Consider the following 12,823-nt stretch of genomic DNA (forward strand, 5'->3'; position numbering starts at 1 on the left):
TCAATAATCTCTTAAAAATTATTAGTAATAAATGAAGAAATTTGAATAAAGGCAAGGTTTAGTTTATGTATAATAATTTGCTATGTGGAAAAAATATAAAATGTTCACAAAAAGGGGTGTATACATTTGGAGGAAAAGTTAGAAGGTAGTTTAATAATAATAGGAGGAGCAGAAGATAAAAAAGGTGATAAAGAAATACTTAAGGAAGTTTGTGGAAAGCTAGATAAAGAAAAAGATATTCTGGTTATAGCAACAGTTGCATCTGAACTACCAGAAGAATTAGGTGATGAGTACAAACAAATATTCACAGAATTGGGAGTTAAGAATATAAGGATACTAAACATAAGAGAAAGAAGAGATGCTTATGATAGAAGCAATGTTCAGATTATACAGAATGCTGCCTTAGTATTCTTTACAGGAGGAGACCAGCTTAGAATAACAAGTTTAATAGGAGGAACCCCAATATATTTAGTAATGAAAAGTGTATATGAAAAAGGTTGTATATTTGTTGGAACTTCTGCGGGGGCATCCGTTATGAGTGGCACTATGATAGTTACAGGACCTAATGAAGAATCACCAAAGAAATGCACATTAAAGATGGCACCAGGACTAGGAATGATTAAAGATGTAATTATAGATCAACATTTTGCACAGAGAGGCAGAATTGGAAGATTACTTGTTGGAATAGCAGAAAATCCTCAAAGCTTAGGCATAGGAATAGATGAAGATACCGCAATTATTGTAGGTGATCAAGGAGAGTTTAAGGTAATAGGCTCGGGGGCAGTATATGTTATAGATGGAAGTAATATAACTTATAGTAATGTATCAGAACAACATCCAGATGAAATACTGTCTATTTTTAACGTGAAATTATATGTTCTTAAGTCTGGGGATAAATTTAACTTAAATACTAAAACACCATATAGTGGAACCAAAGCTTAAAATTTTATAAGCTATGGCTATTTAAATAGGAGGACAATATATATAAAAATGAAAATAGATGAATTTATAGTTTTTGAAGGAAGAAATATATACTCCCATAAAAAATGTATAAAGATGTATGTAGATTTAGAAGGATATATGGATATTCCAACAAAGTCCATAATGGGTTTTAATGAAAATTTATTGAAGATGATTCCTGTGTTAAGTGAGCATAGATGTGGAATTGATGAAGAACATGGTTTCGAAAAAAGGTTGAGAGAAGGTACCTATCTTGCCCATGTTTGCGAACATATTATATTAGCTATTCAAAATATGGTGGGTATAAATGTTGCCTACGGCAAGTCTAGGGAAATTGAGGGAGATAAATATTATATTATATATCAATATATGTATAAGAATAGTGCAATAGAAATTGGAAGGTTAGCAGTAAGTTTAATAAATTCATTGATTAACCAAAGCACATATAATTTGGATGATTATATGGAAAAAATAAAGAATGTACTAAAGGCGGAGGAGATTGGACCGAGTACATTGTCTATAATAACAGAAGCTAAAAAGAGAAAAATACCTGTAATGAAAATAGGGGAAGGAAGCCTGTTCCAATTGGGATATGGCAAGCAGAGTAAAATAGTAGAAGCAACTATTTCACATAATACAAGTTGTATTGCTGTAGATATAGCCTGTGATAAATTATTAACTAAAGAGATATTATATAACCAATGCCTACCTGTGGCTGAAGGTGGTATGGTAACAAATGGTTTAGATGTGCTAATTAAGGCAGAAAAGATAGGATATCCTGTAGTCTTAAAACCTAGGTTTGGAAACCAAGGTAAGGGTGTCTTGATAAACATTAAGAATGAAAAAGAGGCTATTAAAGCTTATGGAATCTTATCTAAAAACTTTAAGAATATAATTATTGAAAAGAATATATCTGGAAGAGACTATAGGGTTTGTGTAGTAGATGGCAAAGTAGTGGCAGCATCGGAAAGGATACCACCGTATGTTATTGGTGATGGTATAAGAAGCATAAAAGAACTCATAGATGAAGTAAATAAGGATATTATGAGGGGAGAAGGCCATGAGAAACCTCTAACAAAAATAAAAATAAGTGATGAACTAAAAACATATATTATGAAAAAAGGATATGGTTTAGATACAATTGTATCTAAAGGAAAAAAAATAGTATTGAGGGAAAATGGAAACTTATCTACGGGAGGTAAAGCTGTAGACTGCACAGATATAATATGCAGAGAGAATATAGAAATATGTGAGAGAACTGCAAAAACTATAGGATTAGACATATGTGGTATAGATATATGCTGTGAAGATATAAGTAAACCAATTACTCAGGCTGGTGCAATAATAGAAGTAAATGCTGCACCAGGAATTAGGATGCACCATTATCCAAGTGAGGGTAATAGTAGAGACGTAGCTGGAGCTATAGTTGATATGATGTTTAAAAATGTAACTAAGGAGATACCAATAGTATCTGTAACAGGTACTAATGGGAAAACTACTACAACAAGGCTTATAGGTTATGTTTTGAAAAAGCTAGGGAAGAATGTTGGAATGACTACTACTGGCGGAATATATATAAATGATAAGTGTGTCTATAAAGGCGATACTACTGGATATTATAGTGCTCAAACCGTATTAATGAATAAAGAGGTAGACGCAGTTGTTTTAGAAACAGCAAGAGGTGGTATAATAAGAAAAGGACTTGCTTATGACTCGGCAGATGTATCGGTTATTACAAATATTACAGAAGATCATTTAGGTATAGATGGCATAGATACTATTGAGGACCTTGCTTATGTAAAATCCTTAGTGGCAGAAGCTGTAAAAGATGATGGATATGCAGTATTAAACGCGGATGATCCTGTAAGCATAACTATTATAAAGCGAGTAAAAAGTAAAAAGATAATGTTCTCAAAGGATAAATATAATCCTATACTAAGGAAAAATATAAAGTGCGGTGGCTATGGTGTGTACGTTCATGAAGGAATTATGTATGTAGAAGATGATAAATGCATAGCTCCTATAGTAAGAGTTAAAGACATAAAGATCACGCTAGAAGGTAAATTAGATTATAATATAGAAAATGCTATGGCAGCATGCTCGGCCCTTGTTGGATTAAAGATAGACTACTCTATAATAAAAGAAGGCTTGATGAGTTTTTACGGTGATGAGGATTTTAATCCGGGAAGATTTAATATGTATAATGTTAAGGGAGCTACAGTAGTTTTAGATTATGGTCATAACATAGAAGGATATAAGGCTGTATTGAAAGGCGCAAAAAATATAGATCACAATAGATTGATTGGAATAATAGGAGTGCCTGGTGACAGGACTGATAGCAGTGTAGAAGAAGTAGGTAAAATAGCGGGAGAAAATTTTGATTATATATATATAAAAGAGGATAGAGATAGAAGAGGGAGAAAAATTGGCGAAATTGCTAAGCTTTTAGAAAGAGGAGTAATAAAGTCTGGATTTAATCATAAAAAAGTAAGTACGATATTGGATGAGAGAGATGCATTAGAAAAGGCTATTGATGATGCGAGACCAGGGGATTTAATCATAACTTTTTTTGAAGAATATAATCCTCTAGTTGAGATCGTAAAGAATAAGATCACTGATATTGAAAATAAGAATCAATCAACTATCATGGTTTAAAAAATGCTAGTTCTATATTGTTAAGTTAATGAACTGTTTCGAATAATTGAAGCTATATCCTTATAATCTAGAATTTTGAAGGTAAAATCTTCCAAAATTCTAGATTATAAGGGTATAGCTTTAAATTTATAGTTGTATTATGCTATTTAATTATATACAATTTAAGCAAGTGAATATTTTCCTGGAGGATAAAAAATGTTACTAAAAGCTTATGCTAAAATAAACTTATCGTTAGATGTTGTTGGAAAAAGAGAAGACGGATATCATCTTTTAAAAATGATAATGCAAACTGTAGATTTATATGATATTTTGAATGTTAAAAAAACATGCAGGGATATAAAAGTAATTTGTAATAAGCCCTATGTTCCTACAGATGAGAGGAATTTAGCTTATAAAGCAGCAGAGCTTTTTATAAACACTTATAAAATAGATGGCGGCATAGATATATATCTGAAAAAATATATACCAGTTGCAGCAGGAATGGCAGGGGGAAGTACGGATGCAGCAGCAGTGTTGAAGGCAATGAGAACCCTTTATAAACCTGAATTAGAGGATAAAGAGCTTATGGAACTGGGGCTTAAGATAGGTGCAGATGTACCTTATTGCATAGTTGGTGGAACTGCTTTGTGTGAAGGTATAGGAGAAAAGATAACAAGTATGAAGTCTTTTAAAAATCATATATTAGTGGTTATTAAGCCGCCGTTTGGAGTATCTACGAAAGAAGTATATAGCAATTTAGATATAAACAAAATAATAAAGCATCCAGACACTGATCTTTTAGTTAAATATGTTGAAGAGGATAATCTTCTTGGGGTATGCAGAAATATGAAAAATGTCTTAGAGAATGTTACACTAAAGAAACATATGACCTTAAAGAACATAAAAAAAGAAGTGCTTGATGCGGGTGCTATAGGGACATTAATGAGTGGAAGTGGACCTACTATATTTGCGTTTTTCGAAGATATGTTAAAAGCTCAAATGTGCTATGATAAAATGAAGAAAATATATAAAGAAGTCTTTATAACAAGAACTATATGAAGTGGAAACTTGAATCACATGGGGCTTCGCATCGGATAAAGTTATAGGATAAAAAACAGTGTATAAAATCTTAATGGTTTTATACACTGTTTTTTTATCTGATGACTACCTTCTCTAATACTGCTATCTGATTCAAGTTTCACTTTCATGAATAATTAATTTTCATAAAGCTAAAAATAATTTAAGATTCTTAGGAGTTAGCTAAAAAATGCTAGGAGAGGATGTTATGAGGATATTAGGACTGATTAGTAAATATTTTTTAATACTAATGGTTATACAGGGCTTCGTATTAGCTTTTATTGACTCGAAAGGGTTTAAAAGAGCCAACCAAAACAGGGCAGCTGATAAGGCGAAATTAATAGGGGGGGTGTCTATAATAGCCTCAATTGTTTTATATGTGTTAGCTATATATGTTGCTTGAAAACATAATTTGACTAGAGGAAGTGATGATTTTTGAAAGAGAAAGTTAAGGATTCCATATCATTAAAAACAGAAGAGAATGTTGCATATATAAAGGAGTTATTAAAAAATGCATCTGATATAGTTTTTAGAGAATTTTATATAGGAAATTTTAAAGCTGCCCTTATATATGTGGATGGAATGGGAGACAAGAAATTATTAAATGATTATGTACTAGAAAACGTCATGTTTAAGGGGTACAGTATAACAGACGCAAGTGAAATAAAGAATAGAATCTTGGCTGTTACTGATGTTAGAGAAATAGAAAAACTTAGTGAAGGTATTGATGCAATGCTGTCAGGCGACACTATAATGTTCATAGAAGGATTAGAGAACTGTTATGTTGTTGCTAGTCGTTCCTGGCCAGCTAGGGGAGTATCAGAGCCATCAGGAGAGACTGTAATTAGAGGTGCAAGAGATGGATTTACTGAGACTATAAGATTCAATACTGCATTAATTAGAAGAAGAGTACGAGATACGAGACTTAAGTTGGTACCTAAGTCATTAGGAGTTAGATCTAAAACTGATTCAGTAATAATGTTTATAGAAGATATTGCAAATAAGGAGGTTTTAGAGGAATTATTTAATAGATTAGAAACCATAAATATAGATGCTATTTTAGATAGTGGATATGTAGAACAGCTTATAGAGGATAATAAATGGTCTGTTTTTCCCCAAATACAAAGTACAGAAAGGCCAGATGTTGTGGCTGCAGCTTTATATGAAGGAAGAGTTGCTATACTTGTAGATAACTCGCCTTTTGCCCTTATTGTACCGGCAACTATGTCTAACTTATTTCAATCCCCTGATGAGTATTATCAAAGGTGGATTTATGGATCTGGTATAAGGCTAATAAGGTTTTTTTCTATCTTTATATCATTGATACTTCCAGCTCTTTATGTTGCGGTTACATCTTTTCACACTTCCATAATTCCTACGAAGTTAGCATATTTTATAGCATCATCTAGGGAAGGTGTTCCTTTTCCTGCTTTTGTAGAAGCCTTAATTATGGAGGGAAGTATGGCTTTTTTGCTTGAAGCTATAGCAAGATTGCCGAAGGCAATAGGTTCTACTATTGGTATAGTAGGAGGTCTTATTATAGGTCAGGCTGCAGTAACTGCGGGAATCGTAAGTCCTATAATGATAATTATAGTTTCTATAACTGTTATAACTAGTTTTACAACACCTAACTATGAAATTACATCAGCCTTTAGAATATTGAGAGTTTTACTTATAATAGCAGCAGCAATAATAGGGCTTTACGGAATAATGATAGGTCTTATATTAACACTTATACATATGGTAAGACTAAAAAGCTTTGGGATTTCCTATTTAGCACCGATGAATAATGCTAATAAAAATGATTTCAAGGATATGTATTTAAGATTTCCGTTGAGATACTTTAAGAATAGACCGGAATATATGGGAACAGAAGATAAAGTAAGACAGAAATAGGGGTGGTATATCTATTATGAAGGATAAAGAGTTTATTGCACCTTATGGGTTATTTACAACCATTGTAGTAACTGTTGTAGGTGTTGGCATTTTTTCTTATCCTAGAGAACTTGCCACAGGTGTTGGAACTGATGGTTGGATTGTAACTATACTTAGTGGAATTATAAGTTACTTCCTTATATATATAGCTTATAAGGCAATGAAGAATAATGATTATAATAAGTTTTATGGTATTGTAGAGAAAAATTTTGGAAAAATAGTAGGAGCTGGTTTAGCGTTGATTTTTATAATCTATAACATATTCTCGGTAGCTATTGGCATGAGAATATTTATAGAAGTCATAAAAATGTATCTATTAGAAAAAACTCCAACAGAGTTTTTGCTCTTAGTAACCATACTTGTAGGAAGTTATCTTATAAGAGGAGAAATAGATAGCCTAGTTAAATTTAATGAGATTTCTTTTTGGATAATGTTTACTCCTATAATAGTAGTGCTGTTATTTACATTAAATAGGACAGATTTTACAAATATATTTCCAATATTAAATAATAGTCCCTACGAGTATATAAGAACAATAAGAAGTTCTCTATTCAGTTTTGGAGGTATTCAAATAATATATATGCTGCTGCCTTTTATGAAAAATAAAAAGCAAATACCGAAAACAGCACTTAGAAGTATTATATTTATAACAATTTTTTATGTGGTTATAGTTATATTTACATTAGCTGTATTTACAAAATCTCAGACAAAGATATTATTATGGCCTACCATAACTATGATAAAGTCCATAAGTATTCCAGGTGCCTTTATAGAAAGATGGGAAGGTGTGGTTATGGCTTTATGGGTAGTATTCTACTTTACAACATTTGTGAATTCCTATTATTTGTCTTCAGATATAGTAAAGGATATGTTTAGATTAAGTGACATAAAGTTATCCTCTGTATTAATAGTACCTTTTATATATCTTATAGCGTTATATCCAGAAAATATAGCTGAAGTCTATGATATAAGTAGCAAAGTTACACCTCCACTTTACTTATATAGTTTAGTTATACTTCCTCTAATACTTATTTTGAGAAGGCCTTCAAAGAAAAGAGTTGTAGAGGAGTGTGATTAGGAAATGAAGTTAAGAAGAATGATATCCTTATTATTAATTTGCATTCTTTTAGGTGGATGTTGGGATAAAGTTGAAATAGATAAAAAAAGTATCGTTTCCATAATAGGAATTGATGTTGGGGAGGATATTTGTAAGCAAAAAGAAATGGAGAAATTCAATCCGGATGAGCCTTATACAGCTCTAGAAATGAAAAAAATCCATTTAACATTAGGCGCTCCTGATATAAGCAAATTAGGACCAGATAAAGGAGCTACAGCTGAAGGTATATATATAAACTCAGACGGATATTCAATGCAGGATGCTCTAACGAAGGCATCACGTAAAAGTAGCAGAGACATAAAGTTCAGCCATACAAAGCTCTTAGTACTTAGCAGTGAATTAATGTCATATCCCGATATTGCAAAAGAAATAATAGACTATCTGCAGCGGGAGCCTTCTTTAAATAGAATGATGTATGTAGTTTTAGCGGAAGGAAGGCCAGAAGAGTATATAAAATATAAACCCACAATGGAAAAAAACATTGAAGGATATATATCAGGCCTTATAGAGAATAGTAATAGAAACGAAAATATACTTCCTATTAACTTAAATGAATTTCTTATTTTATTAAGTGAGAATGGTAACGCTTTACTACCGAGAATGGTTATGGAAAAAGACAAAAAAGAACTTAATATAGCAGGGGTATCTATAATTAAAGACTATGAAGTAAAAGGATCTTTAACTCCTTCAGAAACTGGAAACCTAGAAATGCTTCGTGGAACATTAAAGGGCGGAAAAAGAGTAATATTTTTAAATAATCATCCACTAGATTTTGTTATTAGTGATTTAGATAGAAAAATAAGTGTAGATAATAAAAATGGAAATCTCTCTTTTAATATTAATATTAGGCTGGAAGGAGAAGTGAAGGATTATTATACTGATAGCGGTATTTTCTCTAGGGACCAGTTAAGTTATTTGCAGCAAAACTTTAATAAATCTATAAAAATGGAATGTGAACAGGTTATTAATCTTATTCAAGAAAAATTTCAAGTTGATCCTATTGGAATTAGAGAATATGTTGAAAAGTTTCATCCGGGTATATGGAGAGAAAAAAAAGATAATTGGAGTGAGGCCTATAAAAATGCAGATATTAATGTAAATATAGATACAAACATTAGAAGAATAGGTGTAGTGAAATGAAGTGAAAACTTGAATCAGAAAGAGTGAATATAACTAGAATATTAGTCAATAATGTAAATAAGAACTTTGGATGAATGGGGGATAAAAAAATGAAAAAGTTTTTATTTATGATTATATGTATTTTAGTTATATTCGCTCTAAATACTAATATGACTTATGGAAAAGGGCAAGATACTCAAAAGGATATAGCATCTAAAATTATAAGATTTCATGTAATTGCTAATAGTGATTCAAAAAGTGACCAAGCCTTAAAGTTAAAAGTAAGGGACAAGATTTTGGAATATATGCAACCTAAGCTTAAAAATTCCAAAAGTATAGATGAATCGCGAAAAATTATTAGACAAAATAATGAAAAAATTATAGCTATAGCAAATAAAGTTATACAGGAAAATGGATATAATTACTCTGTTACAAGTACCTTATCCAATGAAAATTTTCCTATAAAAACCTATGGTAATATTACTTTGCCTCAAGGTAAATATGAGGCTTATAGAATAATAATAGGATCAGGTGAAGGACAGAATTGGTGGTGTGTAATGTTTCCTCCTGTATGTTTTGTAGATATAACAAAAGGAGAAGTTTCGTATAAACAAACAGAAGATCAGATGAAAAAGGTTCTATCTCCGGAAGAATATGAAATTGTGAATAATCAATTGAGTAAGTCAAGTAACAAAAAAGATATAAGGATTCAGTTTAAACTATTAGAGATATTTCAAAATGTTAAAAAACTAATGGTTTAAAATAAGTTATATGAAAAGGAATAACAAGTCAATGTATTGGCATATAGATAGAGTATTTTTTCATGTTACTAAGTTAGAAATAGGAAAAGTAAAGCTAAGAATCAGATGGAGTTTGAAACTCCATCTGATTCTTAGCTTCCACTTCATTGTTATGAATATGTAATTGTTAATTTCCAACAAAAATTTTATTTGCAGTCTTTATGAAGTATTCTTCTATAGATTTTAAAAAGTTTTTATTAGAGCTATCTTCGTGGAGAGTCTTCTCAGAAGTTACGTTATTATTTTTTATATTTTTATCACATATAAGCGTATTTATAAGATTATAAATATCACATACTGAATTGGGTTTGGAAAATTTGTCGCAATTTTCTCGCATGATTTCTAGTTTGTTATCAAAACGCAGCAAATCCTCAATTAAGTCTTTACAATTGTCTACATCTGATAAATTAACAGCTAAGTTATGCTTTAATAGAAATTGAGCATTTTTCTCTTCTTGGCCTGGGATCGGAGAAAAGAGACCAAGGGGAGATCGGCATATCAGAGCTTCTGTTATTGTTAGCCCTCCAGGCTTAGTTAATAATAAGTCACAAGATTGCATGTATTTATTAACCTTATCTGTGAAGCCTATAATTCTAGTTTCTTTTTCGGAAGCTTCCTTTAGCTTTGTAAGTTCTGAAAAAAGCTTATTATTACGGCCTGTTATTATTATAATCTGAATATCTTTACTGATTTTGCTTAGCTCTTGATAAAGCTCCGTAATTTTACCCATTCCTAAGCTTCCGCCCATAACAAGTATAGTGAACTTATCTTCAGATAAGTTTAATTCTTTTAGTGTACTGACTGGTTCATATTTATCTATAAAGTTTGGATTAACTGGAATACCTAAATTGTGAATAATACTCCTAGGCACACCTTTACAAACCATATCCTCAATCATATCACAGTTTGAAACAACATATGCATCTATATAAGGATGAAGCCATGAGCTATGAGAGTAATAGTCTGTGATTATTGACATAGAAGGAACGTTTATATTATATTTACTTTTCATTACGGACACCATTTCCGTTGAAAAAGGATGGGTGCATATTAAAATATCAGGGCTAAATTCCTCAATTAAAGGCAATAGCTTATGGGTCATTATGCCAATAAGTTTAGAACTTATTGTACTTGCTATTGTATAATCTCCTTCAGAATGAGTATACAGCTTGCCATAAAGGGAAGGAGTAACTTTTAATGTTTTTAAGTAACTGCCAATTACCACTTTATCTATTATCGGATTTATATGTTTTAAAGTATCAATGATTCTTACTTCCGATGTTGAATCTTTTAAATTTATATAATCTTTTATGGCTTGCGCAGCGTGACCGTGGCCACCACCGGCAGAAATTGAAAGAATCAATACTTTCATTTAATCACCTTCTGGTTAAGTATGTAATACCATTATATAGAATGTAATGGGAATAATAAACCGATTTAAGAAACAATTAAGAAAAATTTAATATAAGTAATCATTTGTTTATGTTAAATTTTTTTTAATTACTAATCTTGACCTAAGTAGTACATTTCATTCATACAATAGGATTCTATATTAAGAAATATTATATCCAATATTTAATTTATTGTCTCTCTAAATAGTATACTAATATATCGGGAAAACTTGCAAATTATTTTTCATTTTTTAGTAAATTTATATTCAATGAATAACAATTAGTTAAATACAGATAATATAGCATATGGTTTTCAAAATTCTAAAGGTATTACTATGTAAAGATTAGGGGGTATTTTTGTGAAAATCGCCAGAAAAAGAATAATATATACAGCACTAGTAACTTTAATAGTAGTTTTTACAAGCACCTTTGCTATACTTATGACTCTAGAAAGAACAGACTATAGAAACTATCTTCAAGCGGAATATAGTAAAAGTATGTATGATTTGATAGATTCTGTTCAAAACATAAGGGTGAATTTAGGCAAAGCTGCTATAGTAGGTTCTAGAGAACAAAGCATTATTGTATTTGAAGAGATATTTAGAAATGCCTCAATGGCTAATGATAAGCTTCATTCTCTTCCAATATCCCAACAAACCATAGGAGATACAGGTAAATTTCTTAGTCAAGTAGGTGACTTTTGCTATACATTAGGGAAAGTATCTTCTGAAGGTAGAAATTTATCAGACGCTGATTATGCATCAATAGATAGATTGAAAAATGAATCATTTACTTTAGAGCAACAATTGAAAAATGTATCTTCAGATATAAATGAAGGAAGGGTAAGGTGGGGAGAGATAAGAAAAAAGGTTACAGGAGTATTGGCTAGCGGTAAAGAGCAACCATTAGCTGAAAAATTTCAAGGAATACAGAAACAGGTAGTTCAATATCCTGCTTTAATCTATGATGGACCTTTTTCAGATAATATTCTCGAGATAAAACCTAAAATAAGTTCCCAAAAAGAAGTATCCCAAAAACAGGCAGAAGAAACTGCTAGAGTTGTTATAGGTAATGATAAAATAGAAAGCATCCAATTAGAAGCTAGTCAAGGAAAAGAAAAGATAAGCTCTTTTAGATTTTCGGTAGCAATGAAAGGCAGAACTGATAAAAACCAGAGAGTAATTTGCCAAATTAGTAAACCTGGTGGAAAAGTATTATATCTACTTAATGATAGACAGATAGGTAGTCCAAAGATAGATGTAAAAAAAGCTATTGATATTGGAACTAACTATCTCAAAAACATAGGATACAATAATATGACACCTACATATTCCTTAAACTATGAAAATAATATTGCGGTAGTGAATTATGTATATAAGCAGAAGGACTATATGATATATCCGGATCAGATAAAGCTTAAGGTTGCACTAGATGATGGAAGTATAATAGGTATAGAGTCTGAAAAATATCTTACATCCCATGAAGAAAATAGAAATATACCTGCAGCTAAGATAACAGCAGACCAAGCAAAACAAAGGGTTGGAAAAAGACTAGATATTAGTAGTGTAAGAATGGCGATAGTTCCTACAGAGACTAATAAGGAAGTCTTATGCTATGAGTTTTCAGGAAGCTATAAGGACGATAGCTATATAGTATATATAAATGCAGAAACTGGATACGAGCAAAGAATAGTTCAAATCATAAACACGCCAAATGGTCAGCTTACGATGTAATTCTTGATAAATATGTTGATAAAGTAGCTAAAATTAACTAAACTATTACTTAGAAGT

Annotated in this window: 10 protein-coding genes; 9 read left to right on the forward strand and 1 reads right to left on the reverse strand. The window is 31.2% G+C overall.

Annotation, left to right across the window (positions count from 1 at the left end; translation table 11 throughout):
- The first annotated feature begins 126 nt into the window (after positions 1-126).
- The 8 genes from CLMAG_RS21590 to spoIIR all read left to right on the forward strand — a co-directional run bounded on the left by CLMAG_RS21590 (position 127) and on the right by spoIIR (position 9,603).
- Positions 127-942 (forward strand): cyanophycinase, encoded by an 816-nt coding sequence (locus CLMAG_RS21590; RefSeq protein WP_066627374.1) that lies wholly within the window; start codon positions 127-129, stop codon positions 940-942.
- A 48-nt stretch (positions 943-990) separates the two neighbouring features.
- Complete coding sequence (cphA, locus tag CLMAG_RS21595) at positions 991-3,615, forward strand: cyanophycin synthetase (RefSeq protein WP_066627376.1); 2,625 nt, start codon at positions 991-993, stop codon at positions 3,613-3,615.
- 195 nt (positions 3,616-3,810) lie between these two features.
- The gene (gene ispE / locus CLMAG_RS21600) at positions 3,811-4,653 is read left to right on the forward strand and encodes a 4-(cytidine 5'-diphospho)-2-C-methyl-D-erythritol kinase (RefSeq protein WP_066627379.1); all 843 of its coding nucleotides are present in this window, start codon (positions 3,811-3,813) and stop codon (positions 4,651-4,653) included.
- 226 nt (positions 4,654-4,879) lie between these two features.
- Positions 4,880-5,074, forward strand: coding sequence for a CLC_0170 family protein (locus CLMAG_RS21605; RefSeq protein ID WP_066627804.1), 195 nt, complete (start codon positions 4,880-4,882; stop codon positions 5,072-5,074).
- Positions 5,075-5,106: 32 nt separating this feature from the next.
- Positions 5,107-6,567: a spore germination protein gene (locus tag CLMAG_RS21610; RefSeq protein ID WP_066627382.1), complete on the forward strand. Its 1,461-nt coding sequence runs from the start codon at positions 5,107-5,109 to the stop codon at positions 6,565-6,567.
- 16 nt (positions 6,568-6,583) lie between these two features.
- The gene (locus CLMAG_RS33070; protein ID WP_169809812.1) at positions 6,584-7,684 is read left to right on the forward strand and encodes a GerAB/ArcD/ProY family transporter; all 1,101 of its coding nucleotides are present in this window, start codon (positions 6,584-6,586) and stop codon (positions 7,682-7,684) included.
- 3 nt (positions 7,685-7,687) lie between these two features.
- Positions 7,688-8,863: a Ger(x)C family spore germination protein gene (locus CLMAG_RS33075; protein WP_066627387.1), complete on the forward strand. Its 1,176-nt coding sequence runs from the start codon at positions 7,688-7,690 to the stop codon at positions 8,861-8,863.
- A gap of 89 nt (positions 8,864-8,952) precedes the next feature.
- Positions 8,953-9,603: a stage II sporulation protein R gene (gene spoIIR, locus CLMAG_RS21625; RefSeq protein WP_066627389.1), complete on the forward strand. Its 651-nt coding sequence runs from the start codon at positions 8,953-8,955 to the stop codon at positions 9,601-9,603.
- A gap of 166 nt (positions 9,604-9,769) precedes the next feature.
- Here spoIIR and CLMAG_RS21630 read toward each other — a convergent pair whose 3' ends face one another.
- Positions 9,770-11,014, reverse strand: coding sequence for an MGDG synthase family glycosyltransferase (locus tag CLMAG_RS21630; RefSeq protein WP_066627391.1), 1,245 nt, complete (start codon positions 11,012-11,014; stop codon positions 9,770-9,772).
- A gap of 378 nt (positions 11,015-11,392) precedes the next feature.
- Here CLMAG_RS21630 and ypeB point away from each other — a divergent pair, with 378 nt between their 5' ends.
- The gene (gene ypeB / locus CLMAG_RS21635) at positions 11,393-12,766 is read left to right on the forward strand and encodes a germination protein YpeB (RefSeq protein WP_066627400.1); all 1,374 of its coding nucleotides are present in this window, start codon (positions 11,393-11,395) and stop codon (positions 12,764-12,766) included.
- Positions 12,767-12,823 lie beyond the last annotated feature (57 nt).

This window comes from Clostridium magnum DSM 2767, from assembly GCF_001623875.1.
Lineage (GTDB): Bacteria > Bacillota > Clostridia > Clostridiales > Clostridiaceae > Clostridium_AM > Clostridium_AM magnum.